The organism is Streptomyces sp. SudanB5_2050 (genome assembly GCF_964272335.1).
Classification (GTDB): domain Bacteria; phylum Actinomycetota; class Actinomycetes; order Streptomycetales; family Streptomycetaceae; genus Streptomyces; species Streptomyces rochei.
Map to the genome: position 1 here is coordinate 7,083,192 of NZ_OZ186760.1, position 24,327 is coordinate 7,107,518.

Consider the following 24,327-nt stretch of genomic DNA (forward strand, 5'->3'; position numbering starts at 1 on the left):
TGCGAAAGCGACCGCAACACGCACGAGAGGCAGTGTCATGACCGTCCCGGAAGAGAACCGGCCGAAGACCGACACCACCGACGACGTCCTCGACCGGCGCGAGGACGAGGAGACGCCCCGCGCGCCCGGCGGCACCGGCCGGACCATGCGCGAGGCCCTGGAGGAGGCGCACGTCCGGCCCGGCGACTACGACGAGCACTGACCGGCGCACGACCGCCCCACGACCGCACTCCCTCCCGGGCGGCCGGGCGACCGGCCCCGGGGGCACCCCCGGAAGGTGACACACATGGGCGCCATCAGCGCGCTGGAGAAAACACTGGAGAACCGCATGGAAGCGCTGTGGGCGCGGGTCTTCGACAAGGACCCGGTCGAACTCCTCGACGCCCTGCGCACCGAATGCGACAGCAAAGCGGTGGTCTCTCCCGCGGGGCGGGTGCTGGCCCCCAACGCCTACGACGTCGCCCTCGCCGGCAGCGTGCACGACGAACTGGCACGCCACGGCGGCCGGGTGGGCCAGGTGCTCACCGACAGCCTCGCCCGGCACGCCGAACGGCGCGGCTACGAGTGGGCCGGCCCGCTCGCCGTGCACATCACCAGGTCGGACGACGTGCCGGGCGGGCGCTACCGGGTGGCGAGCGGTGTGCTGCCGCACGTGAGCGCCGACGGCTTCCCGGACGCCGGGCGGCCGCAGCGCACGGACGGCGGATCATGACCGGATCGCCCGATGGCGGGGGAGGGACCGACGCCGGCGTAGGGACCGACGTCAGCGGTCCGGCCGGCATCACCGGTTGACCCGCATCACCGGCTGACCGGCATCGCCCCCTCGGGCACCACGAGGTCGGCGCGGTCCCGGGTGGCGGCGACCAGCTCGGCGTTGCGGCGGTCGCTGCCCCGGACCCAGGCGACCGCGTCCGCGGGGGACTTGCCGAACCGCTCGTGCCGGGCCACCAGGCGCCGGACCCGTTCATCCTCCGCGAGTTCGCAGAACCAGACCTCGTCGAGGTGGGAGCGCACCCGGGCCCAGGCGCCGGTGCCGAGCAGCAGGTAGTTGCCCTCGGTCACGACCAGCCGGGCCGAGGGCGGCACCGGCACCGCCCCCGCGATCGGCTGCTCCAGCACCCGCTCGAAGCCGGGGGCGTACACGGTGTCGCCGTCCGCCGGGTCCTCGCCGTCCGCCGGGTCGCCGTCCGTCGCCCGGCCGTGCGGCTCCGCGCGCAGCCGGCCCAGCAGCGCCGCGTACCCGGCCGCGTCGAAGGTGTCGGGCGCCCCCTTGCGCTCCCGGCGGCCCAGCCGGTCCAGCTCGACGTCGGCGAGGTGGAAGCCGTCCATCGGGACGTGCGCGACCCACGGCTCGCCGGTCCCGTTCAACTCCCGCACCAGGCACTCCGCCAGTGTCGACTTGCCGGCCCCGGGACTGCCCGCGATACCGAGGATCGCGCGCCGTCCTCCGCGGGGCAGACGGCGGGCACGGGCGAGGAGGTCGTCGAAGGTCAGCGTCACACGCAGAGTGTGTCACCTGATCGGAGCCGCCCCGGCGGGGAACTGTGTGGGGTATGACGACGCAGCTGGGACTCCCCGACTCCATCCGGGCCTGCCTCTTCGACCTCGACGGGGTCGTCACCAAGACCGCGGTGGTGCACGCCGCCGCCTGGAAGGAGACCTTCGACGCCTTCCTGCGCGAGCGGGACGGCGCGGACTTCAGGCCCTTCACCGACTCCGACTACGACGAGTACGTGGACGGCCGCCCGCGCGCCGACGGCGTGCGCACCTTCCTCGCCTCCCGCGGCATCGAACTCCCCGAGGGCGACCCCGACGACCCACCGGACGCGCGGACGGTCAACGGCGTCGGCAACCGCAAGAACGAGCTGGTCCTGGAGAAGATCCGCACCGACGGCGTGGAGCCCTACGAGGGCACGCTGCGCTACATCGACGCGGTCCGCGCCGCCGGCCTCGCCACCGCGATCGTCTCCTCCAGCGCCAACACCCGGGACGTGCTCCGCTCCATCGACGCCGAACGCCTCTTCGACGTACGGGTCGACGGCGTGGTCGCCCGCGAACGCGGGCTGCCGGGCAAGCCGCGCCCCGACACCTTCCTCGCCGCCGCCCGCGACCTGGGCGTCGAACCGTCCCGGGCCGCCGTCTTCGAGGACGCCCTGGCCGGCATGGACGCGGGCCGCTCCGGGCACTTCGGCTACGTCGTCGGCGTCGACCGCGTGGGCCAGACCGACGCCCTCTACGCCCACGGCGCGGACCGCGTCGTCAAGGACCTCGCCGAGCTGGGACCGGGAGGTGACGCGTGATCACCAACCGGACGTACAGCGTCGAGCCGTGGGCCGTGCGCGAGACGGCCCTCAACCTCGACCTCCTGGCCCAGAGCGAGTCCGTCTTCGCCCTGTCCAACGGACACATCGGCTGGCGCGGCAACCTCGACGAGGGCGAACCGCACGGCCTGCCCGGCAGCTACCTCAACGGCGTGTACGAACTCCACCCGCTGCCCTACGCCGAGGCGGGCTACGGCTATCCCGAGTCCGGCCAGACCGTCATCAACGTCACCAACGGCAAGCTGCTGCGCCTGCTGGTCGACGACGAACCCTTCGACCTGCGCTACGGCCGGCTGGACAAGCACGAGCGGACCCTCGACCTGCGACGCGGGGTCCTGGAGCGGACCTGCGAGTGGACCTCCCCGGCCGGTACGACCGTCCGGGTGCGCTCCACCCGGCTGGTCTCGCTCACCCAGCGGGCCATCGCCGCCGTCTCCTACGAGGTCGAGCCCGTCGACAGCCGGACCAGGGTCGTGATCCAGTCCGAGCTGGTCGCCAACGAGAGCCTGCCCGACCCCGACGGCGACCCCCGCACGTCCAAGGCGCTGAGGTCGCCGCTGGAGCCCGAGGAGGACATGGCCGTCGGCTCCCGGCTGCGCCTGGTCCACCGCACCCGGCGCAGCGGCCTGCGGGTCGCCGTGGCCGCCGACCACGAGATCGACGCCCCGGGCGAGACCACCACCAGCAGCGAGAGCAACCCGGACGTCGCCCGGCTGACCGTCACCGCCGTGCTGGAACCCGGACAGCGGCTGCGGGTGCGCAAGACGGTCGCCCACGGATGGTCGGGTGCCCGCTCCCGGCCCGCGATGAGCGACCAGGTCGAGGCGGCGCTGGCCGCCGCCGGACACAGCGGCTGGGACGGCCTGGTGGCCGAACAGCGCGCCTACCTCGACGACTTCTGGGCGCGGGCCGACGTCGAGGTGCACGGTGACGAGGAGATCCAGCAGGCCGTGCGCTTCGCCCTTTTCCACGTACTGCAGGCCGGCGCCCGCGCCGAACAGCGGGCCATTCCGGCCAAGGGGCTGACCGGCTCCGGCTACGACGGGCACGCGTTCTGGGACACCGAGATGTTCGTGCTGCCCGTGCTGACCTACACCGAGCCCCGGGCCGTGGCCGAGGCGCTGCGCTGGCGCCGGGACACCCTGCCCGCCGCCCGCGACCGCGCCGCCCAGCTCGGTCTGCGCGGCGCCGCCTTCCCGTGGCGGACCATCGACGGCTCGGAGGGCTCCGCCTACTGGCCGGCCGGGACGGCCGCCTTCCACGTGGCCGCCGACATCGCGCACGCCGCGGTGCGTTACACGGCGGCCACCGGCGACACCGACTTCGAACGCGACACCGCCCTCGAACTCCTGGTGGAGACGGCCCGGCTGTGGCGGTCGCTGGGCCACCACGACCACCACGGGGTCTTCCACATCGACGGCGTCACCGGCCCGGACGAGTACAGCGCCATCACCGACGACAACACCTACACCAACCTCATGGCCCGCTCGAACCTCCTGGCCGCGGCCGACGTGTGCGAGCGCCACCCCGACGACGCGGCCCGGCTCGGCGTCGACGACGAGGAGAGCGCCGCCTGGCGGGACGCGGCGGAGTCCGTGCACATCCCGTACAACGAGGAGCTGGGCGTCCACGAGCAGCACACCGGCTTCACCCGGCACCAGCGCTGGGACTTCGCCCGCACCGCCGCCGACCAGTACCCGCTGATGCTGCACTTCCCCTACTTCGACCTCTACCGCAAACAGGTGATCAAGCAGTCCGACCTCGTGCTGGCGATGTACACCTGCGGCAGCTGGTTCGACGCCCACTGCGACGAGGACCAGATCGCCCGCAACTTCGCCTACTACGAGCCGCTGACCGTGCGCGACTCCTCCCTGTCCGCGTGCTGCCAGGCCGTCGTCGCCGCCCAGACCGGACACCTGCGCCTGGCCTACGACTACGCCGCCGAGGCCGCGCTGATGGACCTGGCGGACCTGGAGCACAACACCCGCGACGGGCTCCACATCGCCTCCCTCGCCGGTACGTGGATGGCGCTGGTCGCCGGTTTCGGCGGCACCCGCCGGGAGGGAGACAGCCTCCGCTTCACACCGCGCCTGCCCGAGAAGTTCAGCCGCCTCGCCTTCCGGCTCCAGTTCCGCGGCCGGTGCCTGCGGGTGGAGGTCGGCTCCGACAAGGCGACGTACACCCTGCTGGACGGGGAGCCGCTGACCATCCATCACCACGGCGAGGCGGTGACCGTGAACGGCGACGGGCCCGTCACCCGCGCCGTGCCCGCGCCCAAGCGCCGCCCCACACCCGAACAGCCCCCGCACCGCCGTCCCAACGCCCGCTGACCGGCCGCGGAACGGTACCGGCGGGGCCGGGCGCCCGGCCGAGTACCGCCCCGCGGGCCCGTGCATTAGTTTGATCAGTGATCCGGATTCCGTACTCCCGCCAGTGGCGGCAGGAGGTGAGGACCGAGCGGCTCCGCGACGAGCGGGGGTAAGGGGTGCACGATGGCCGACGGCGCGAACGCCATGCTCACCGGCAGACGACGAGGTGAGCCGGCCCCATCGACCGGAAGCCCCCGACGCCTGCGCGGCGACGTCCCGCTCGCCGTGGTGGCCGCCGTGTTCACCCTCCTGCAACTGATCTTCGTCCACCCGTGGATGGGCCTCGGCTGGGACGAGACGGTGTACGTCAGCCAGGTCACCACCCACCACCCCGCCGCCTTCTTCAGCGCCCCGCGCGCCCGGGGCGTCTCCCTGCTGGTGGCGCCCGTCGCGTCCTGGTCGTCCTCCACCGAACTGCTGCGCGTCTACCTCGCCGTGCTGTCCGGCGTCGGCCTGTACCTGGCCCTGCGCGCCTGGAAGGGACTGTTCCCGACACGCGTCGTCGCCACCGCGGGCGCGTTCTTCGCCACCCTGTGGGTGACCCTCTTCTACGGCCCGCAGGCCATGCCCAACTACTGGGTCGCGATCGGTGCCCTGATCTGCGTGGGCTGCTTCCTGCGGTCCTGGCAGGAGCGCTCCGGCCGGGCCGCGCTGTGGGGCGTGGTGGCCGGCGTCGCGCTGATGGCGTGGATGCGGCCCACCGACGCCGTATGGGTGACCGTGCCCCTGCTGGCCCTGGTCCTCGTCCGCCGCCGCTGGATGCTGCTGCTCGCCCTCGTGGGCGGTCTCGCCGCCGGGGGAGTGGAGTGGGTGATCGAGGCGTACGGCTGGTACGGCGGCCTCGGCGAGCGGCTGTCCAGGGCCTCCGAGATCCAGGGCGGCCTCGGCTGGAACATCGCCGTCGACGACCAGATGCGCAGCCTCGGCGGCCGGGGCCTGTGCCGCCCGTGCACCGGCTCCATGCCCCACCCGGTGGTCACCGCCTGGTGGATCGTCCTGCCGTTCGTCGCCGCGCTCGGTGTCGCCGTCGCGGCCCGGGCCCGGCGCACCGCCCTCACCCTGGTCCCGTTCGTCTGCGCCGTCACGGCCGCGGCACCCTACCTGCTCATGATCGGCTACGCGGCGCCGCGCTTCCTCCAGCCCGCCTACGCCCTGCTGGCGATCCCGGTCGCCGACGGACTGTGGCACCTGGCCAGGACGCACCGGGGGCGGTGGCGGCCGGTGGCGGCGCCCCTGGTCGCGCTCGCGGTCGCCGGTCACCTGGCCGTGCAGCTCACCGTCCTCGAGGGCACCGTCGACCGCAATGTCGCGAGCCGCGAGGACTGGGCCCGGGTCGCGGACGAACTGCACCGGCTCGGCGTCCGCCCGCCCTGCCTGGTCACCGGGCACGAGTCCATCCCGATCGGCTACTACACCGGCTGCTCCTCCGGCGCCACCAGCGGCAACAACGAGAACACCACCGCCGCCGAGATCGTCGAGACCGCGCGCCGCATCCCGGTCGCCGCCGTCACCGGCCCGGGCGGCGGCGCGCCCGGCTACGCCCGGGACTGGACCGCGTACCCGATCACCGATCTGACCGTGCGCGTCGCGCCGCGCGGGTGAAGACCACCCTCCCGGAACGGGTTAGAGATCGCGTAACGGGAAACGCGAACCGCACACCGAGACCACCGAGCCGCCGCAGCGCGAGAGGGAGGCAGCGATGGGCACGGACCCGATGGCCGACGACGCCTACCAGCCCACCGGGGACAACGAGGAGCAGGAGGATGCCGCGCCCCTCGACCTCCAGGACGCCGTCGACGAGCGGACCTACGACGAGACGCTCGACGAGGGCTACTCCCCGCCGGAGAAACCCCTGGGCGTGACCAAGTACGGCACCACGGCGGCCGAGCAGCGCGACGGCGAGACCCTGGACCAGAGGCTCGCCCAGGAGGTGCCCGACGTGTCCGGGCCCGCCGGGGACGGCGTGGGCGACCAGCCCGGCGGCGAGGGCGAACCGGTCGACCCCGAGGCGGGCACCGAACGCTCCGGCCGGCTGGTCGCCCCCGACGAGGGCGTGCGCACCGACACGACGAAGGAGACGATCGCCGAGGACGTCGGCATCGACGGCGGGGCCGCGGGCGCCGAGGAGGCGGCCGTGCACATCGTGGAGGACGAGACGGACCTCCCGGACGGGACCGAGGCGCCGGACCGCGGCGACGACCGGACCGCCTGACGCGTCGCGGCACCTCTGCGGCCCGGGCGGGTGCCACGGCACCCGCCCGGGCCGCGCCCGTGGTCAGGGCAGCAGTTTGTCCAGGGCGGCGGGGCCCTCGTCGGCCAGCTTCCGCCGGGCCCATTCGAGATTCTTCGGCGTGATGTCCCGGCCGGCCGCGAGAACGACGTCCTCGGGGGACACCTCGGTGCCGGTGCGGGCGTGGAGCAGGTCGTCCGGGGTGGCGCGGTCGTCCCCCGCGCGGGACTCGGACGGCTGGGAGGCGTCGGGCTGTGACGTCGACATGATCAGTGCTCCTCGGATCCGGATCGCTGCTTCGGTGCCGTGCTGTGTCGGTCCCGAATATCCCGATAACACCATTCAATGCGGAAGCGGTCCGCGCATCCCGAGGGGCGGACCCGTTCCGCCCGGTCAGCGGGGCGACGGGGTGAGCACGAGCATCGTGACGTCGTCCTCCACGTCCGGACAGAACCGGAGGAGATCGGCCCGGACGCGCTCCAGCAGGGTGTCGTCCCGGGCCTCCCCGGCGGCGAGGACGGCCAGCCGCTCGGCCAGTGGGTAGAAGGCGCCGCCGGCGCCCCGGGCCTCGACCACCCCGTCGGAGGCGAGGAAGAGCCGGTCACCGGGGCGCAGCGTCACCGTGGACACCTCGATCGCGCAGTCGTCCGCCAGCCCGAGCCCCAGCGGCGTCCACGGGGTCACCTCCAGCTCCGTGGCGCGCCCGCCGCGCAGCAGGAGGGGCGGCGGGTTGCCGCAGACCACGACGCGCACCTCGAGGGCGTCGGCGGAGAACTCCAGCAGCGCGGCCGTGGCGAACAACTCGGAGTGCCGCGCCCCCGCCGCGTCCACCAGCAGCCTGCGGTCCAGCCGAGCCGCCACCGACACCAGGTCCGGCCGGTCGAGCACCGCCTCCCGGAACGCGCCCAGCAGCGAGGCGACCGTCGCCACCGCCGACAGCCCGTGCCCCTGCACGTCGCCCATGACGGCCCGCACACCGAAGGGCCCGTCCCGCACGTCGAAGAAGTCACCTCCGACCAGGGTGCCGCTCTGGGCCGCCCGGTACAGCCCCGCACAGCGCACCGCGCCGACCCGCTCGGGCAGCGGCGGGGCGACCGCCCGCTGCGCGGCCTCGGCGACCGTGCGCTCCAGGTCCAGCTGGGCGTCACGGCGGCTGCGCACGAAGGACACGAAGACGCTCAGTACGGAGACGAACACGACGGTCAGCAGGTCGGCGTCGCCCGGCCGGTCGAGCTGGAAGGCCGGCACGGTCAGCAGCACGATCACGGCCCCGCACAGCAGCGCCGTCGCCGGCGGGCCGTACGACAGGACGGCCAGCGGCGGGATGGCGCCCAGCAGGAAGCCGATGTCGAGCCGGTCGTCGCTGGCCAGCGTCGCCGCGCAGACCACCCCGACGAGGACCGGTGGCAGCGCCCGCACCCAGCGGGGCGGCGGAGCACCGCTCAGCCAGCTCCGCCGCTCCTCGCCCCGGCGCGGTGGCGGGGCCGGCACCTTTCGCACACCCACCACGCTCCTACGCCGCCCCGTGCCGCGCACGCCGGGCCGGGGCGGCGGGGCGAGAGCGCGCTAGAAGGCGGTCAGGGTCAGCCGGAACCCGGTGGGCGCGGTGTCCTGGACGTACGAGGCGAAGTCCGCGACGTCGTCGAAGGCGAAGCCGTACGCCTTCCCGTCCTCGGTGGCCGCGTGCACGGCCTTCGCGTAGTGGTTGGTCAGCGCGGCCCGGTAGAACGACGCCGGGTCGGTCGTGGGCTGGTCGGCGGAGGAGACCAGCGTCGAGCGGTTGAAACCGGCGCCCAGGACCGCCGCGACGGGACCGGTCGTGCCGTCGTTGGGGGCGGCGAGGGCGCCGTCGCAGAAGAGCACGTCCCGGGTGGACGGCTTGGCGAACGACACCTGGGCGGGCCCGTCGAAGGTCAGCCGGTCGCCGCGCACCCGCCCGGTGAAGGTGCCGGCGTTCGTGGTCACGCGCAGATCCTTCCCGGTGTAGGTGCTCCAGACCTCGTCGATGTACGGAGCGAGGTAGTCCGCGGGGAACAGCCCGGCGTCCAGACCGTGGCCGGGGGCGATCACGCGCGTGTCGTCCACGACGAGCGGAGCGAACTCCTCCACCGACCGCACCGCGTCGAAGACGGCCGCCCGTCCGCCGGGGCGCACGGTGCCGGTCGTCTGGTCCTTCTCGCCGGTCAGCCGGATGCTCATCGGCACGCTGAACATGTCGACCATGGTGGTGTTGCAGAACATGCCGGCGGAGTTGTAGGTGAACTCGGCGCAGTCGTGCAGTACCCCGTGGTTGGGGTCCGACTTCACCCAGCCCGCCGGGTACTGCAGGGCCGGCTTGCCGGCGCCGTCGGCGACGACCTTGAACTTCAGCTTGGCGCCCAGCGAGACGTAGATGCGGCCGGAGAGGTACGGCAGTGACAGCGTTGTCTCGCCGCTGCCGGCGAGGCTGATCGCGTAGTCGGTGTAGCCGTCGGCCCCGTTGTCCGACAGCGCCACGGGCGCGACCGTGCCGTCGGGGGTGACGCGCACCTGGGTGCCGTCCTGGTTGCCGACGATGTACACGTGCACGTCGGCGTTGCCGAAGGAGCCGGTGTTGTTGACGATCGTCAGCGGCAGCGCGCCCGCGGCCCGGGGCGCGGCGCCGTCGCCGTCCGGACCGGCGCCGGCGAGGGCGTGCGGGGCGACGGCGGCGGCGACGGGAGCGGCCACGACGGCGCCGCCGAGGGCGACGAGCAGCTTGCGGCGGCCGAGCGGGCGCTGGTGACGAGGAGTCATGTGGGGGGTCTCCAGAGTGTTCGGGACATGACAGAGTGCGAGCGGGTTCCTGAGAGCGCTCTCACACCGTGCGCCGATGGTACGCAGGACGCATGGTCCGGCCAACCGTTCCCGGCGGCTCAAACCCCGCGCACCCGCCCCGACTTGGGACGTCCTGTGCCGCGCGGGCCACGCTTAACCGGCCTTTAAGGCTGGTTTAAACCGCACCGGAAAAGCGATGGCCCCGCCCGACGGTCGTGGTCTACGGTGTGGGCACCACGCCCGAGACCCACGGAAGGAGGGAGAGCCGTGCAGTTCACCGACACCCCGCGCTCCCTCCCCGTCGTCCCGGCGTGAATCTCGTCCGACCGGGAGCGCACCACGCATGACGCATCCCGGAGGAATCCGTGACCGATACGGTCATCCGCGCGCTCGACGCGAGCGACGCCCATCTCTTCGACACCATGCCCGACCCGCTGGACGCCCGTAAGGCCCACCGGCTCACCCGGCACCGCCCCGAATGGAAGCGGGTCGCCCTGCGCGACGGCGTGGTCGTCGCCCGCGGCGCCTGGTGGGGCGGTCCCGACGACACCGAACCCCTCAACGTCAACTGGTTCGACGTGGCCGAGGGCGAGGAGGAAGCGGGAGCCGAACTCCTGCGCACCGCGCCCTGGCAGGTCGAACTGGAACTGAACCCGCCCGCCGACTGGCGCACCGACCCGGCCCGTCGCGCCGCCACCCAGGCGTGCTTCGCCGCCGCACGGGCGGCCGGGTACGACCTCCTGGTCGAACGCTTCCTCTACCGCTGGACACCGGAGTGCGGGCTGCCCGAGCGGCCCGGGCGGCTGGAGTTCCGCCCCGAGCCGGACGACGGGGTGTTCTTCGACGCGCTCCGCCGCATCCACTCGGTCACCCTGGACGCCCACGCGCTGCTGGACATCGAGGAGGGCGGTCTCGACCGGGCCGCCCAGGCGGAACTGGACTTCTTCCACTGGTGCCCGTCGCCGCGCGAATGGTGGCAGGTGGCCCGCACTCCCCGGGGCGACCTCGCCGGCATCCACATCCCGGCGCACAACCCGTCCGGCCCCTGCGTCGGCTTCATCGGCGTCCTGCCCGAACACCGCGGCCACGGGTACGGCTACGACCTGCTGGCCGAGTGCACCCACTTCCTCGTCGAACGGGGAGCGGAGTTCGTCTCCGCCGCGACCGACCGGGGGAACCACCCGATGGCGGCGAACTTCGCCAGGGCCGGCTACCCGGTCGTCCGGGAGCGGATCAACTTCCGTCCCGCCGTGACGGACCGGTAGCCGCACGGCGGTGCCGCCGCACCACGCACCGGGCCGGGGGCTTCCTCCGGCCCGGTGCCGGGGCCCGGTGGCATGCTGGGCCGCGAGAGCGATCACCGGAGCGGGCGGCGGAGGGCGGCAGGACGTGGGCTTCGAGGGCGAGACCTGGTACGTGCGCGGGGTGGACCCGAGGTACGGGGGCGGGGACGCGGACATCGGCGAGATCCTGATCGACGAAGCCGACTTCCCCTGGCTGTCCGGACGGTTCCGGGCGGGACCCGCCTTCGCGGCTGTCGAGGACCTCTTCGCGCGCGAACTGGCCCTCGCGGAGGGGGACGACGCCTCACACCGGTCCCGATGGGAGGCGATTCAGGCCGAGATCGAACGCACGGTGCGGCTGATCTCCCCCGACGGCCCGGTCGCCGCGTTCCTGCTGCACATCCGGGGCGATCGGGCCTGGTTCAGATGGAGCGACGCACCCTTCGACGACGAGGGCGACGAGGGCGACGAGGGTGCCGGGCGTGCCGGGGGCTGACGCCGGTCACCGCCGTCCGGCGGCCAGCAGGGCCTCCGCCTCGGCGAGGATCTCGGTGACCCGCAGGCCGAACGAGGCGTCGCACGGGTGCGGTTCACCGCCGCCGGCCGCGACGAGGAGCGCGTCCGCTGCCCTCAGCAGCGCCGGCACCGGGCCCTCGTCCTCCTCGGGGAGCAGGGTCACCCCCGTGCGGCCGCGCAGCTCCACCGCGGCGCCCGCCGCCGCCGGCGGTGCCGTCAGGCTCAGGGTGAGGGTGCTGGACGCGCCGCCGGCGTGGTCGAGGACCAGGTGGACGGTGTCGCCGGGTCCGGGGGCCGCGGCCGACACGTGACGGACGTCGCCCAGCACCGGCAGCAGCACGGACAGGGCGTGCGGGCCCACGTCCCACAGGGCTCCCTTCTCCCGCCGCCACGGTGAGTCGGCGAACGGGCTGTCCCCGCCGAAGACCGCGCCGAGCCACTGGGCCCGCGCGGTGAACCAGCCGCCCGTGGCGCCCTGTTCGGTGATCCACGCCTCGCTCGCGGCCTGGAACCGGGCGGTGAAGAAGACCACGGACGCGACGCGCGCCTCGGTCGCCGCCGCGACCACCGCCCGCCCCTGCGCCACGGTCGCCGCGAGCGGCTTGTCCAGCAGCAGGTGGCACCCGGCGCGCGCCGCCCGCACCGCCAGGTCGGCCTGCACCTCCGGGGGCAGCGCGATGGCGACGGCGTCCACGTCCGCGAGCAGGGCGTCGAGGTCGCCGTAGGCACGGGTGCCGTGCCGCCGCGCCAACTCCCCGGCGGCTTCGGGGCGGCGGCCCCACACCCCGGCGAAGTCCAGTTCCTCGTGCAGACGCAGGGCGGGGGCATGCGCCATGTCCGCCCAGGGTCCGGTACCGAGCAGTCCGATCCGCATACCGCCGCCTCTCCCTCGCACCCCACCCGGCACCGGGCGGGCCGACCTTGCCGACACGGGCCGGCGGCACGACCGCCCGGCCGACGCCGAGCGTGCCACACCGACGGGGTGCCGGGGCAAGACGGCCCCCGCGCCCGGCGCCGTCCGCCCGGCTTGCGTGGGCGGTCTGCGGGCCCGGTGTCCGGGTCTGGCGTTCGTGTCCGGCGTGAGTGGGCGGTCTCCGCGTCCGGTGTCCCCGGCCGGTGATCGCGTCCGGCGCCCGCGCCCGGTCCTCGTGCCGTTGCCGTTGCCGAGGCCGTGTCCGTGTCCGTGTCCGTGCCGGCCCAGAACCCGCCGGCGTCGCGTCCGTGCCGGTGCGGAGTCCGTCCCGGCACCGGGCCGTCGAGGTGCCGGGCCGTCGAGGTGCAGGGCCGTCGAGGCACCGCGCCGTCCCGGTGTCGTGTCCGTCCCGGTCCGGACGCGGCGCACGAGACCGGTGATTCTGCCGATCCGCCCGGCCGCACCGGCCCCCGACAGTGGCACCGCCAGCTCATCGGCGACGTCCGGCCACCGGATGTCCCGGGACGCGACCCCACGCGCCCCGGGCCGTGTGCGACCACCGGCCGGGCCCCTCGCCCCGACAGAGAGGACCACTCCCCGTGCAGCAGAACCCCCACACCCACGCGGCGCGTCCGGCGTTCCGTGGACCCCGCCGGCGGCTCGCCGCTCTCACGGCCGCCGTGGCCGCCGCCGTCGCGCTCACCACCCTCACCGGCCCGGGCGCCCAGGCCGCCGACAACCCGTACGAGCGCGGCCCGGCGCCCACCGAGTCCAGCATCGAGGCCCTGCGCGGTCCGTACTCCGTGGCCGACACCAGCGTCTCCTCGCTCGCCGTCACCGGCTTCGGCGGCGGCACCATCTACTACCCGACCAGCACCAGCGACGGCACCTTCGGCGCCGTGGTGATCTCGCCCGGCTTCACCGCGTACCAGTCGTCCATCGCCTGGCTCGGTCCGCGGCTGGCCTCGCAGGGCTTCGTGGTCTTCACCATCGACACCAACACCACGCTGGACCAGCCCGACTCCCGAGGTCGGCAACTGCTGGCCGCCCTGGACTACCTGACCGAGCGCAGCTCCGTCCGGGGACGGATCGACAGCAGCCGGCTCGGCGTCATGGGCCACTCCATGGGCGGCGGAGGCTCGCTGGAGGCCGCCAAGTCCCGTCCGTCGCTCCAGGCGGCGATCCCGCTCACACCCTGGAACCTGGACAAGAGCTGGCCGGAGGTCAGCACCCCGACCCTGATCGTGGGGGCCGACGGCGACACGGTCGCGCCCGTCTCCTCGCACTCCGAGCCGTTCTACTCCAGCCTGCCGTCCGGAACGGACCGCGCCTACCTGGAGCTGAACAACGCGACCCACTTCTCGCCGAACACGTCGAACACCACGATCGCGAAGTACAGCATCTCCTGGCTCAAGCGGTTCATCGACAACGACACCCGCTACGAGCAGTTCCTGTGCCCGCTGCCCCGGCCGAGCCTGACCATCGAGGAGTACCGGGGCAACTGCCCGCACGGCTCCTGACGCCCTTCCCGGCACCCACCGGCGGCGGTCGCGGACACCTCGCGGCCGCCGCCGGCCCGCTGTGCCGCCGCACGGCCACCGGCGTCGGCGGCTGGGCGGCGGCACAGTGCGCGTTCCCGTCGTACGGCGCACAACCGCAGGTGACACGGCCGACGCCCGGGCGGCCCACGGCGGACCGACGGCTTCCGCGTGAGGTTACGCACGCGTAACCTCCCGTGGATGACCGGAGAGACGACCGTACGTACGGCCGTGCGCATCCACGGCCGCAGCGCGCAGCGGGAGGCGGTGCGGGCCCTGCTGGACGGGTTGCGCGCCCGCAGCGGCCACCTCGTCGTGACGGGCGAACCCGGGCTGGGCCGGACCGCCCTCCTCCAGTGGGCCGCCGACTCCTTCCGGGCCGGGCCCGTACTGCGCCTCGGCCCCGGAGAGGACCGGGGCGCGCCCGCCACCGCCGGGGAACTGCTCACCACCCTGCGGAAGGCGGCCGGCGAGGCTCCGCTCCTGGTGTGCGTGGACGACGCACACCTGTGGGACGCGCCGGCCCGGTCCGCCCTGAGCCGCGCCGCCGAACGCCTGCACACCGCGGGACGCGTCGCGCTGCTCCTCTCCGTCGCCGGACACCGCGCCGTCGACCCGGAGTTCGCGCGCCTCCCCGTCGTCCGCCTCGACCCGCTCGCGCCGTCGCACGCCGACGCCCTGCTCGACGAGGTGACCGACGGCTCCACCGACCCGGCCGTCCGCGAGCACCTGCTGGCCGAGGCGGAGGGCAACCCGGCCCTGCTCCTGGCCCTCGTCCGCCGGCTCACGCCCGCCGAACTGCGCGGACTGCGGCCGCTGCCCCGCCCGACGGCCGACGCCGGGGCCCTGGCGGCGGTGGCCGGCTCCGCGCTGACCTGCCTCTCCGGAGACGCCCGCGACCTGCTGCTGACGGTGGCGGCGGCGGTACGCGCGGCGGACGGACCGGACGTCGACACCCGCCTGGTCCTCGACGCCCTGCGGCACCTGGACCCCGCGTCCGCCCCCACCGCGAACCCCCTCCCCGACGTCCTCGCGGGGGCCGGGGACCGGCTCCGCTTCCACAGCCCGCTGCTGTGCCGGGCGGTCCACGCCACCGCCGCGCCCGACCGGCGCCGGGCCGCCCACCGCGCGCTGGCCGACGTGCTGGAGGCCGACGGACAACCGCTGCCGGCGCTGCTCCACCGTTCCTGGTCGCTGTCCGGCCCGGCGCCCGTGGCCCGGCTCGCGGACCGGCTGGCGGCGGTCGCCGCCGACGGCACGACGCCGGCCTCCCACGGGTTGCGCGGCACGGCGTACGCCCGTGCGGCCGAACTGACGGCCGACGCGCCGGTCCGGGCGGAGCGGTACACGGCCGCGGCCGAGCAGGCGCTGCTCGGGGGCCGCCCCGACCGGGCACGCCCGCTGCTCGCGGCGGCCCGGGACTGTGCCGCCCCCGCCGTCGTACGGGGGCGGGCCGAGCGGGTACGCGGTCTGGCGGAACTCCGCGACGGCCCCGTCGGCGACGCCCACCAGTCCCTGCTGCTGGCCGCGTCGCTGCTGGCCGAGGACGCCCCCGCCGAGGCCGCGTCCGCCGCCCTGGCCGCCGTCGACGCCGCCTGGGCGGCGGGCGACCTGTCGTCCTGCCTCGCCACCCTGTCCCTCGGACCGGCACCGGTGCCGCGGGACGCCGCGGGGATGCTCGGCCCGGCGGCCCCCGACGCCGCCACCGGCGCGGACGGCCTCCCGGGCGCGGTCGATCTCGCGGGTGCGGTCGACGGCGCCGGTCCCGGCGGCGTCCCGGTCCCGACCGACCAGCCGGGCCCCCGGCACGCCGCCGATCCCCGGCACGCCGTCGATCCCCGGCAGGCCGTCGCCCCGCGACACGCCACCGCTCCGGGGCGCGCTGCCGTCCCGGGGCACGTCACCGCTCCGGGGTACGCCGCCGTCCCGTCGGCCGTCCTGGCGGGTGGCCGCACCGGCGGCGCGACGCCCCGGACGGACGCGGGTGCCCGGGGCGGGCCCGGCGGGACACGGGTGTGCGGTGCCGTGCCGGATCCCGTGCGCGACCACCGTGTCGGCATGCGCGCGCTGCTCGAAGGGCGGCTCGACCGGGCGGCCCCTTCGCTCGGGCAGGTGGTGGAGCGGGCCCGGACCGACGACCGCCCCGAGGCCCTGCTGCGGGCGGCCTCCGCGGCCCTGCTGCTCGGGAACGTGGACGCCGCCCGCCGGGCCGGCGCGCGGGCGCTGGCCGCGACCCGGCAGTCCGGCTCGGAGGCGCTGGTGCCGCAGGCGCTGGAGTACCTCGCCTACGCCGAACTGCGTGCCGGCCGGCACCCCCAGGCCCGCGCCCACGCGGAGGAGGGACTGCGCACCGCGCTGCGGGCCGGACAGCGCAACACGGCGGCCCACCACCAGGCCGTACTGGCCCTGGCGGCGTCGATCGAGGACGAGCCGGCGACGGTGGCCCGGCACGTGACGGCGGCGCTGGCGACGGCCCGGCGCCACGGGCTGGCCCAGGCGGCCACCCTCGCCGAGTGGGCGGCGGCCCGCGCGGACCTGGGCCGGGGACGCCCTCAGGACGCGGCCGACCGGCTCGGGCTCCTGGTCCTGCCCGGGCCCGGACGCGGGCACTTCGCGGTCTGGCGGCTCGCCGTGCCGTGCTTCGTCGAGGCCGCGGCCCTCGCCGGACGCCCGGAGGACACCCACGAGGTGCTCACGGACTTCGCCGGCTGGGCGGCGTTCGGCGCCGACCCGCAGGCCGCCGCGCAACTGGCCCGCTGCCACGCCCTGCTGGCGCCGCCGGACCGCGCCGACGACCTCTACCGGCGCGCGCTCGCCCGGCACGACGAGGCCGGCGGCGACTTCGAGCGGGCGCGCACCGCGCTGCTGTACGGCAAGTGGCTGCGCCGGCGACGCAGACCCCGTGAGGCCCGCGGCCGCCTCGGCACCGCCCTGGCCGGGTTCGACCGGTGCGGCGCGGGGGTCTGGGCGGCGCAGGCCCGCGCGGAACTGCGGGCGCTGGGTGCGGCACCGCAGGGCGGGGGTGCCGGGACGCTGACCGGCCTGACGCCGCAGCAGCTGCGCATCGCGCGGCACGTCGCCGAGGGCGCCACCAACCGGGAGGTCGCGCTCACCCTCGCCGTGAGCACCCGCACCGTCGACTACCACCTCCGCAAGGTCTTCGCCGTGCTCGGCGTACGGTCCCGCCTGGAACTGGCCCGCATGGTCGAGCACGCCGACCGGACCCGGGGGGACCGGAGGGCCGGAGACCGGATGTGAGGGGCCCCGACGACCGGGGGCCGACGCCCGGGCGTCCGCTCGCGCCCGGAAAATACCGGTGCGCAAACCCTAGGGACCGACCGGACGGTATGCCATCCTTCGGGGCAGGACGAGTCAGGGGGCATGCCCGGCACGGGCGGACGGCCCGGCCGCAGGGGCACACCTCCGCAAGCCTGGCCTGGGGAGGACCGCGATGCAGCACGCCGTACGGTCACGAGCAGCGATCCGCACCGGACTGACGCCCGTTCCGCGCCCGAGGACACCGAGCGTCGCGTCGCTGATGGACGCCGACGCCCTGCGGGTCCTGCACCGGGCCGCCCGTGCCCTGCTCGACGACCTGCCGGACCTCACGGACCGGCTGGTCGCCCTGTTGCGCGAGCAGGAACCGGCGTACCGCACGGCCCTCACCAAGGACCCCACGGCCACCTGGCAGGAGGCCCACCGCTCCCTGCGGCACAGTGTGACCTCCCTGCTGGACCCCCGCGGTGCGCGCGACGCGGCCCGTCGCTGCTCCTGGCGGATCGGCGCCGCCCGCGCCGAACAGGGACTCCCGCTGGACGCCCTGTTGCACGCCTTCCGCCTCGGCGGCTCGCTGGTGTGGCAGCGGCTGGTCGAGGAGACCTCGCGCACCGCGCCCGAGGACGTGCGCCTCCTGGTCCACGTCGCCGCCGACGTCTGGAACTTCGTGGACGAGCACTGCACCCTCGTGGCCGACGCCTACCGGCAGACCGAGTGGCAGCTCGGCCGCCGCCGGGAGAACCGGGCCCGGCTGCTGGCGGCCGGTCTGCTCGACGGCACCAGCCGCATCGCCGACCTCCCCGAGGCCGCCCAGGCGCTGGGGCTGCCCGAGTACGGCCGGTACTACGTCGTCGCCGTCACCGGCGCGCCCCCCGCCCGCTCGGACGCCGCCCGCGCGGTCCTGCCGCCGGGTGCCCGCGTCCACTGGCACGCCGGGACGGACGTCGACTACGGCATCGTCCTGGACGGCGCGGACGGCGCGGACGACGACGGGCTCCCGGGGCCGGCCGGCCCCGAGGACGCGCCGGACACCCCGGTCGCCGGTGTCCGGATCGGCATCGGCAGCGCGGTCGACGGCCTGGCCTCGGTCGGCGACGCCCGCAGGCGCGCGGACACCGCCCTGGAGATATGCCCGCGGACCGGCGGCACGGTACGCCTGGCCGACCACCTCCCCGCCGCCCTCGTCGCCTCCAGCCCCGAACTCGGCGGTGCCCTCGCGGAACGGGTGCTCGGCCCGCTGCTGCGGCTGGAAGCCGCCGATCGCGAGGTGCTCCTGGAAACCCTCACCACCTGGCTCGACTGCGACGGCTCCGCGCAACGGGCCGGCGAACGCCTCTACTGCCACCGCAACACGGTCCTCAACCGCCTCCGCCGCTGCGAACAGCTGACCGGCCGCTCGCTCGCCCGCCCGGCCGACCTGGTCGAGATCAGCCTGGCCCTGACCGCCCGACGCGTCCTGCGCGCCTGACGAGCCCGGGAGCCACGCGGCCCCCACGCACCACGCGCCCCAACGCACCACACCGCCCCACCGCACGCGGCCCCGCATGCGGTGGGGCCCATCCGTGACCTCACGCGTCGCGGGCCCGTGCGCGAGTTCTCGCGCTCCGCGCGCCCGCCCCCCCCGCCCTACGTGCACGGCCCTTGCCCGCACACAGCACCCGCACACAGCACCCGCACCGACCCTCCCCACGCCCGTCCCCGCACCGGTGACCGGCGCGGAAAGGCGTCGAGGTCGGGCCGAGGGCGCGCGGCCCCGCACCGCCTGCGGAGGCCGACGCCGTACGAGCGGCCCGCCCGCGCTCCGATCTCCGTGTGGGCCGACCCCCACACCCGCCACGTGCGGTTCTTCGCCCCTGCCCCGCCGGCGCCTCGGTCTGGGCACCCGCACAGACTCTCCATCCCCGGACTGGGACACCGCAGCGACCCGGGCCTGAACCCCTGTACGGGCACCCGGGCCCGTGCTGTCGTGAGCTCCCCCCTTCACCCGTCACCGTGCCGCCCCGGCACGGTCCCAAGGAGCCGCGATGCCCTCAGCACCACCGGACGGCGAGCCCGCCCTGCACGTCGAGAGCCTCGACGTGACGTACGGGCGCGCACTGTCCGCCCTCCGTTCCGTGTCCCTGACCGTCCCGCACGGCGGCGTCGTCGCGCTGCTCGGTGCCAACGGCGCCGGCAAGACCACCCTGCTGCGGGCCGTGTCGGGCACCCTGCGCCTGCACCGCGGCGCGATCACGGCCGGCCGCGTCCGCTACGGCGACACGGAGCTGGACGGGCGGGACCCGGTCGCCGCCGTGCGCGCCGGAGTCGTACAGGTGCCCGAGGGCAGGCGGGTGTTCGCGGGACTCAGCGTCGACGAGAACCTGCGGGCCGGGGGACTCGGCCTGAACCGGCGCGCCCCGGCCCAGGTCCGCGAGGCACGCGACCGCGTCTTCACCCTCTTCCCGCGGCTCGCCGAGCGCACCCGCCAGGCGGCCGGCCTGCTCTCCGGGGGCGAGCAGCAGATGCTGGCCATCGGGCGCGCCCTGATGGCCGCGCCGCGCCTGCTCCTCCTCGACGAGCCCTCGCTCGGCCTCGCCCCGCTGATGGTGAACCGCATCGCCGAGGTGGTTCGCGAGATCAACGCCCAGGGCACCGCCGTACTCCTCGTCGAACAGAACGCCGGCATGGCGCTGTCCCTGGCCGAGCACGCCTTCGTCCTGGAGGTCGGCGAGGTCCGGCTGTCCGGCGCCGCGGACGAACTCGCCCGGACGGACGCCGTACGCCGCCTCTACCTGGGCGACACCGGCGACACCGCCGAGGACACCGACGGCAAGGGGGCCGCGTGACCCGCACCGCCGCACCCCCCGCGCTCGAGGTCCGCGACGTGACCGTGCGCTTCGCCGGACTCGTCGCCCTCGACGACGTCTCCTTCACCGTCGCCCCGGGCACCGTGCACGCCGTCATCGGCCCCAACGGCGCGGGCAAGTCCACCTGCTTCAACGTCCTGTCGGGCCTGTACCGGCCGGCCGCCGGCACCGTACGGCTCGGCGACACCGAACTGACCCGGCTCGCCCCGCACCGGATCGCCGCGCTCGGGGTGGCCCGCACCTTCCAGAACATCGTCACCACCCAGGGCACCGTCGCCGACAACCTGATGCTCGGCCGCCACGCCCTGTCCCGCGCCGGCTTCGCCGCCAGCGCCCTGCGCCTGCCGAGCGCCGTGCGCGAACAGCGCGCACATCTCGCCAAGGCCCGCGAGATCGCCGAACTCACCGGCCTGGGCGCCCTCTTCGACTCACCCGTCGCCCTGCTGTCGTACGGCGACCGCAAGCGGGTCGAACTCGCCCGTGCCCTCTGTCTGGAGCCCCGTGTACTGCTGCTCGACGAACCCGTGGCCGGCATGAACGCCGCCGAACGCGTCCGGATGACCGAGGTCGTCCGGGAGATCCGCGCCGAACTCGGCCTGTCGCTCGTGCTGGTCGAGCACGACATGGGCCTGGTCATGCGCCTCGCCGACGAGGTCACCGTCCTCGACTTCGGCAAGGCCATCGCCCACGGCACCCCCGACGAGGTCCGGCGCGACCCCGAGGTGCTCCGCGCCTACCTCGGCACCGACACCACCGGGGAGGACGCGGCATGACCGGCTTTCTCGACGCCCTGCTCAACGGGCTGGCCCTGGGCTCCGTCTACGCTCTGATCGCCCTCGGCTTCGTCACCATCTTCAAGGCCTCCGGCGTCCTGAGCTTCACCCACGGCTCGCTGCTGCTGCTCGGCGGCTACCTCGTCGCCGTCCTCCACGACGACCTCGGCTTCGCCGGGGCGCTCGCCCTCGCCGTCGTCGTGACGGCCGCCGTGGCCGCGGCGCTGGACCGGCTGGTGCTGCAGCGGGTCGGCGGCACCGATCCGCACGCCGCCCATGTACAGACCATCGTCACCATCGGCATCGACATCGTGCTCGTCACCGACCTGGCCCGGCGCATCGGCGGCGACCTGCTGCCGCTCGGCGACCCCTGGGGTAACTCGGTGACCGACCTCGGACCGGTGACCGTCGCCGACAGCCGCATCGCCGCGATCCTGGTGTCCGCGGTGGCCATCGGCGGTGCCTTCGCCCTCTTCCGGTACACGCCCTGGGGGCTGTCGCTGCGCGCGGCGGCCGAGGACCGCGAGGCCGCCGCCCTCATGGGCGTACGCCTGACCCGGGTGCGCACCGTCGCCTGGTGCCTGGCCGGCGGACTCGCCGCGCTCGCCGCGGTCTTCCTGGTCGCCTTCCCGGCCCCGGGACTGGAGCGCACCACCGGGCAGATCGCCCTCAAGGCGTTCCCGGCCGCCATCCTCGGCGGCATGGCCTCCCCGGTCGGCGCCCTGGTCGGCAGCATGCTCATCGGCCTGACCGAGGCGTTCGTCGCCGGCTACCAGTCCGACCTGCACGTCCTGGGCGAGGGCTTCGGCGACGTGGCCCCGTACGCCGTCATGGTGCTGGTCCTGCTGGTGCGCCCCGCCGGACTCTTCGCGGCGAAGGGAGCGGCCCGTGTCTGACCTCCTCAAGAGCGGCCGCCTGCGCGGGGCCGCGACGTTCCTGCTGCCCGCCCTCCTCCTGTGCGCGGTGCCCTTCTACCTCGACGCGTTCTGGCTGCGCATCGGCCTGTTCTCCATGGCCGCGGCCATCGGCGCCGTCGGGCTCAGCCTGCTCAGCGGCACCGCGGGCCAGCTCTCCCTCGGCCACGCCTTCTTCCTCGCCGTCGGCGCCTACGGCTACGTCTGGCTCGCGGGCGAACCCGGGCCGGGACTGCCGCCGGCCGTCGCCGCCGTCCTCGCCGTGCTGCTCGCCGGGGCCGCGGGCGGCCTGTTCAGCCCCGTCGCCGGGCGGGTCAAGGGCGTCTACCTCGGCGTGGCCACCCTCGCCCTGGTCTTCCTCGGCCACCACGTCCTGCTCACCGCGGACTCCGTGACCGGCGGCTTCAACGGCCGCTCGGTGCCGCCGCTGGAGCTGGGCGGCTTCACCTTCGCCGAGACCGACCCGGAGCTGACGGTCCTGGGCGTGCCGTTCGGCGCCGAGGAACGGCTCTGGTACCTCGGCCTCGCCCTGTTCGCCCTCACCTGGTTCACCGCGCGCGGTGTGCTGCGCGGGCGCCCCGGCCGCGCCCTGGCGGCGCTGCGCGACAGCGAGACCGCGGCGTCCGTGATGGGCGTGCCCGTGGCGCGCTACCGCTCGTCGGCGTTCGTCGTCTCCTCGATGTACGCGGGCCTCGCCGGCGTCCTGCTGGCGCTCTCCTTCCGCCGCGTCGTGCCCGACTACTTCTCCCTCCTCCTCTCCGTCGACTACCTCGCCATGATCGTCATCGGCGGTCTCGGCTCGGTGGCCGGGGCCACCGCCGGAGCCGTCTTCGTCACCGCGCTGCCGCTGCTGATGACGCGCTACGCCGACCAGTTGCCGCTGGTGGCGACGCCCGGCTCGGGCGACGGCTCGATCGGACCGACCGAGGCGTCCCGCTACCTGTACGGCGCCGCCATCGTCGTGATCCTCCTCTACGCCCCCGACGGCCTGCACGGACTGGCCCGCCGGACCCGCGCCCGCCTGCGGCGCCGGCCGCCGGTCACCGGTCCGCCCGGCACCGGACCCTCGTCCGGCGCACCCTCCGCCGTAACCGACACCGCCGGCGACACCGCCACCACCGCACGAGCCAAGGAGCACACCCCGTGAACGTCACGCACCCAAGGCCCCGCACCACCCGGACCGCCGCCCTGGCCGCGGCACTGGCCGCCGTGCTGCTCGCGGGCACCGCCTGCAGCTCCAAGGCGGAGAGCGGAGGCGGCGGCGACGCCGCCGACGGCGTCAAGGCAGGCCCGGGAGTCAGCGAGAAGCACATCAAGCTCGGCGCGCTGACCGACCTCACCGGCCCCTACGCCACCCTCGGCAAGTCCATCGTGCAGGCCCAGCAGATGTGGGCCGACGAGACCAACGCGGCGGGCGGCATCTGCGGACGCCAGGTCGAGATCGTCGTCAAGGACCACGGCTACGACGTGCAGAAGGCGGTGACCGCCTACGCCGACATCTCACCGGACGTCGTCGCCCTGCCCCAGGTCATCGGCTCGCCCGTGGTGGCCGCGCTGCTCGACGACATCGAGCGGGACGGGATGCTGACCTTCCCGCAGGCCTGGGCCGCCTCCCTGCTCGGCAAGGACGCCGTCCAGGTCCTCGGCACCACCTACGACATCGACATGATCGCCGCGGTCGACTTCCTGACCCGCACCAAGAAGATCGCCAAGGGCGACACGATCGGCCACGTGTACTTCGAGGGCGACTACGGCGCCAACGCGCTGGAGGGCTCCGAGTGGGCCGCCGAACAGGCCGGGATGAAGGTGGTCGGCCAGAAGATCAAGGCGACGGACACCGACCTGACCGCGCAGGTCTCCGCGCTCAGCAACGCCGGGGTGAAGGCCGTCCTGATCAGCGCGGGACCCGCCCAGACCGCCTCCCTCGCCGGCGTGGCCGCCGCCCGGGGCCTGCGGGTGCCGATCGTCTCCAGCGCTCCCGGCTACTCCCCGCAGCTGATGAAGACTCCCGCGGCGCCCGCCCTGGAGGCCATGGTCCACGTCGTCAGCGCCGCACCCGCGGTCAGTTCCGACCTGCCGGGCGTCAAGAAGATGGTCGCCTCCTACACCAAGAAGTACCCCGGCGAGCCGGTCGACTCCGGGGTGCTCTCCGGGTACAACGCCGCGCAGCTGATCGGCGCCGACCTGAAGAAGGCGTGCGAGGGCGGCAGCCTGACCCGCGAGGCCGTGGTGAAGGCGCACCGCTCGCAGAAGAACGCCGACACCGGCCTCGGCACCCCGCAGAACTTCACCTTCGTGACCGAGCCGGCCAGCCGGTCCACCTACGTCCTCAAGCCCGCCGCCAAGGCGGTCGGCGGCCTCGTCGGCGTGGAGGACGCCCACGAGGCACCCGGCGTCGACGCGTACCTGGCCGCACGCGGCTGACCGGGAGCTGCGGCCGTCAACTCGCCTGCGCCGCAGACGTTTTGACGGCCGCCTCATCCACCCCCTGGTTTGCCTGACCACCGGGTCTCTAGGATGTACTCTCTGTCATGCCAGTCCAGTTGGCGCCC

At 74.9% G+C, this 24,327-nt stretch carries 21 protein-coding genes; 16 read left to right on the forward strand and 5 right to left on the reverse strand.

All coding sequences use genetic code 11. The annotated features are described in order from the left end of the window. The first annotated feature begins 37 nt into the window (after positions 1 to 37). Both ACFZP7_RS31090 and ACFZP7_RS31095 read left to right on the forward strand, forming a co-directional pair. Complete coding sequence (locus ACFZP7_RS31090) at positions 38 to 202, forward strand: hypothetical protein (protein ID WP_019327774.1); 165 nt, start codon at positions 38 to 40, stop codon at positions 200 to 202. Between the two features lie 84 nt (positions 203 to 286). Beyond that, a complete protein-coding gene (locus ACFZP7_RS31095; RefSeq protein WP_030975822.1) occupies positions 287 to 712 on the forward strand; it encodes a DUF3662 domain-containing protein in 426 nt (141 codons plus the stop codon). A gap of 86 nt (positions 713 to 798) precedes the next feature. On the opposite strand, the gene ACFZP7_RS31100 is transcribed toward ACFZP7_RS31095, so the two are convergent. Further along, positions 799 to 1,500 (reverse strand): nucleoside/nucleotide kinase family protein, encoded by a 702-nt coding sequence (locus ACFZP7_RS31100; RefSeq protein WP_385637256.1) that lies wholly within the window; start codon positions 1,498 to 1,500, stop codon positions 799 to 801. A 53-nt stretch (positions 1,501 to 1,553) separates the two neighbouring features. Here ACFZP7_RS31100 and ACFZP7_RS31105 point away from each other — a divergent pair, with 53 nt between their 5' ends. From ACFZP7_RS31105 to ACFZP7_RS31120, 4 genes are all read left to right on the forward strand, one after another. Next, positions 1,554 to 2,300: a beta-phosphoglucomutase family hydrolase gene (locus ACFZP7_RS31105; protein ID WP_030975825.1), complete on the forward strand. Its 747-nt coding sequence runs from the start codon at positions 1,554 to 1,556 to the stop codon at positions 2,298 to 2,300. Next, complete coding sequence (locus tag ACFZP7_RS31110; protein WP_019327778.1) at positions 2,297 to 4,651, forward strand: glycoside hydrolase family 65 protein; 2,355 nt, start codon at positions 2,297 to 2,299, stop codon at positions 4,649 to 4,651. Before ACFZP7_RS31105 ends, ACFZP7_RS31110 begins: the two co-directional genes overlap by 4 nt. A gap of 162 nt (positions 4,652 to 4,813) precedes the next feature. Then, positions 4,814 to 6,292 carry a hypothetical protein gene (locus ACFZP7_RS31115; RefSeq protein WP_385637258.1) on the forward strand — a complete coding sequence of 493 codons (1,479 nt, stop codon included), beginning with the start codon at positions 4,814 to 4,816 and terminating at the stop codon, positions 6,290 to 6,292. A gap of 97 nt (positions 6,293 to 6,389) precedes the next feature. After that, complete coding sequence (locus ACFZP7_RS31120) at positions 6,390 to 6,902, forward strand: DUF5709 domain-containing protein (RefSeq protein ID WP_385637261.1); 513 nt, start codon at positions 6,390 to 6,392, stop codon at positions 6,900 to 6,902. 63 nt (positions 6,903 to 6,965) lie between these two features. Here ACFZP7_RS31120 and ACFZP7_RS31125 read toward each other — a convergent pair whose 3' ends face one another. The 3 genes from ACFZP7_RS31125 to ACFZP7_RS31135 all read right to left on the reverse strand — a co-directional run bounded on the left by ACFZP7_RS31125 (position 6,966) and on the right by ACFZP7_RS31135 (position 9,695). Next, positions 6,966 to 7,187, reverse strand: a complete 222-nt coding sequence (locus ACFZP7_RS31125; RefSeq protein ID WP_019327781.1) for a hypothetical protein — start codon at positions 7,185 to 7,187, stop codon at positions 6,966 to 6,968. A 126-nt stretch (positions 7,188 to 7,313) separates the two neighbouring features. Further along, positions 7,314 to 8,420 (reverse strand): PP2C family protein-serine/threonine phosphatase, encoded by a 1,107-nt coding sequence (locus ACFZP7_RS31130; protein ID WP_385637264.1) that lies wholly within the window; start codon positions 8,418 to 8,420, stop codon positions 7,314 to 7,316. Between the two features lie 66 nt (positions 8,421 to 8,486). After that, complete coding sequence (locus ACFZP7_RS31135; RefSeq protein ID WP_019327783.1) at positions 8,487 to 9,695, reverse strand: glycoside hydrolase family 64 protein; 1,209 nt, start codon at positions 9,693 to 9,695, stop codon at positions 8,487 to 8,489. Positions 9,696 to 10,081: 386 nt separating this feature from the next. On the opposite strand from ACFZP7_RS31135, the gene ACFZP7_RS31140 reads away from it, so the two are divergent. Both ACFZP7_RS31140 and ACFZP7_RS31145 read left to right on the forward strand, forming a co-directional pair. Continuing rightward, positions 10,082 to 10,981 (forward strand): GNAT family N-acetyltransferase, encoded by a 900-nt coding sequence (locus ACFZP7_RS31140; protein ID WP_385637266.1) that lies wholly within the window; start codon positions 10,082 to 10,084, stop codon positions 10,979 to 10,981. Between the two features lie 124 nt (positions 10,982 to 11,105). Next, positions 11,106 to 11,495 carry a hypothetical protein gene (locus ACFZP7_RS31145; protein WP_385637269.1) on the forward strand — a complete coding sequence of 130 codons (390 nt, stop codon included), beginning with the start codon at positions 11,106 to 11,108 and terminating at the stop codon, positions 11,493 to 11,495. A 6-nt stretch (positions 11,496 to 11,501) separates the two neighbouring features. Here ACFZP7_RS31145 and ACFZP7_RS31150 read toward each other — a convergent pair whose 3' ends face one another. Then, entirely contained in the window at positions 11,502 to 12,389 is an 888-nt protein-coding gene (locus ACFZP7_RS31150) for a Gfo/Idh/MocA family protein (RefSeq protein WP_367834799.1), read from the reverse strand. Positions 12,390 to 13,027: 638 nt separating this feature from the next. Between ACFZP7_RS31150 and ACFZP7_RS31155 the strand changes: the two genes are divergently transcribed. The 8 genes from ACFZP7_RS31155 (at position 13,028) to ACFZP7_RS31190 (ending at position 24,199) form a co-directional block, all read left to right on the forward strand. Then, positions 13,028 to 13,948, forward strand: a complete 921-nt coding sequence (locus ACFZP7_RS31155; RefSeq protein ID WP_019327787.1) for a lipase — start codon at positions 13,028 to 13,030, stop codon at positions 13,946 to 13,948. A 219-nt stretch (positions 13,949 to 14,167) separates the two neighbouring features. Then, a complete protein-coding gene (locus ACFZP7_RS31160) occupies positions 14,168 to 17,224 on the forward strand; it encodes a LuxR C-terminal-related transcriptional regulator (protein ID WP_385637273.1) in 3,057 nt (1,018 codons plus the stop codon). Between the two features lie 193 nt (positions 17,225 to 17,417). Beyond that, positions 17,418 to 18,710: a PucR family transcriptional regulator gene (locus ACFZP7_RS31165; protein ID WP_385637276.1), complete on the forward strand. Its 1,293-nt coding sequence runs from the start codon at positions 17,418 to 17,420 to the stop codon at positions 18,708 to 18,710. Between the two features lie 556 nt (positions 18,711 to 19,266). After that, a complete protein-coding gene (locus tag ACFZP7_RS31170; RefSeq protein WP_019327791.1) occupies positions 19,267 to 20,067 on the forward strand; it encodes an ABC transporter ATP-binding protein in 801 nt (266 codons plus the stop codon). Then, positions 20,064 to 20,861: an ABC transporter ATP-binding protein gene (locus ACFZP7_RS31175; RefSeq protein ID WP_019327792.1), complete on the forward strand. Its 798-nt coding sequence runs from the start codon at positions 20,064 to 20,066 to the stop codon at positions 20,859 to 20,861. The genes ACFZP7_RS31170 and ACFZP7_RS31175 overlap by 4 nt, the downstream gene beginning before the upstream one ends. Continuing rightward, positions 20,858 to 21,757 carry a branched-chain amino acid ABC transporter permease gene (locus ACFZP7_RS31180; protein ID WP_019327793.1) on the forward strand — a complete coding sequence of 300 codons (900 nt, stop codon included), beginning with the start codon at positions 20,858 to 20,860 and terminating at the stop codon, positions 21,755 to 21,757. The genes ACFZP7_RS31175 and ACFZP7_RS31180 overlap by 4 nt, the downstream gene beginning before the upstream one ends. Continuing rightward, positions 21,750 to 22,922, forward strand: a complete 1,173-nt coding sequence (locus tag ACFZP7_RS31185; RefSeq protein ID WP_385637280.1) for a branched-chain amino acid ABC transporter permease — start codon at positions 21,750 to 21,752, stop codon at positions 22,920 to 22,922. The genes ACFZP7_RS31180 and ACFZP7_RS31185 overlap by 8 nt, the downstream gene beginning before the upstream one ends. Further along, the gene (locus ACFZP7_RS31190) at positions 22,919 to 24,199 is read left to right on the forward strand and encodes an ABC transporter substrate-binding protein (RefSeq protein WP_019327796.1); all 1,281 of its coding nucleotides are present in this window, start codon (positions 22,919 to 22,921) and stop codon (positions 24,197 to 24,199) included. The genes ACFZP7_RS31185 and ACFZP7_RS31190 overlap by 4 nt, the downstream gene beginning before the upstream one ends. Positions 24,200 to 24,327: the final 128 nt, after the last annotated feature.

Bases quoted from the DNA above. Each gene is read 5' to 3' on its own strand.
- ACFZP7_RS31090 (WP_019327774.1), top strand. From the start codon at position 38: ATGACCGTCCCGGAAGAGAACCGGCCGAAGACCGACACCACCGACGAC.
- ACFZP7_RS31095 (WP_030975822.1), top strand. From the start codon at position 287: ATGGGCGCCATCAGCGCGCTGGAGAAAACACTGGAGAACCGCATGGAA.
- ACFZP7_RS31105 (WP_030975825.1), top strand. From the start codon at position 1,554: ATGACGACGCAGCTGGGACTCCCCGACTCCATCCGGGCCTGCCTCTTC.
- ACFZP7_RS31115 (WP_385637258.1), top strand. From the start codon at position 4,814: ATGGCCGACGGCGCGAACGCCATGCTCACCGGCAGACGACGAGGTGAG.
- ACFZP7_RS31120 (WP_385637261.1), top strand. From the start codon at position 6,390: ATGGGCACGGACCCGATGGCCGACGACGCCTACCAGCCCACCGGGGAC.
- ACFZP7_RS31125 (WP_019327781.1), bottom strand. From the start codon at position 7,187: ATGTCGACGTCACAGCCCGACGCCTCCCAGCCGTCCGAGTCCCGCGCG.
- ACFZP7_RS31135 (WP_019327783.1), bottom strand. From the start codon at position 9,695: ATGACTCCTCGTCACCAGCGCCCGCTCGGCCGCCGCAAGCTGCTCGTC.
- ACFZP7_RS31150 (WP_367834799.1), bottom strand. From the start codon at position 12,389: ATGCGGATCGGACTGCTCGGTACCGGACCCTGGGCGGACATGGCGCAT.
- ACFZP7_RS31160 (WP_385637273.1), top strand. From the start codon at position 14,168: ATGACCGGAGAGACGACCGTACGTACGGCCGTGCGCATCCACGGCCGC.
- ACFZP7_RS31165 (WP_385637276.1), top strand. From the start codon at position 17,418: ATGCAGCACGCCGTACGGTCACGAGCAGCGATCCGCACCGGACTGACG.
- ACFZP7_RS31170 (WP_019327791.1), top strand. From the start codon at position 19,267: ATGCCCTCAGCACCACCGGACGGCGAGCCCGCCCTGCACGTCGAGAGC.
- ACFZP7_RS31180 (WP_019327793.1), top strand. From the start codon at position 20,858: ATGACCGGCTTTCTCGACGCCCTGCTCAACGGGCTGGCCCTGGGCTCC.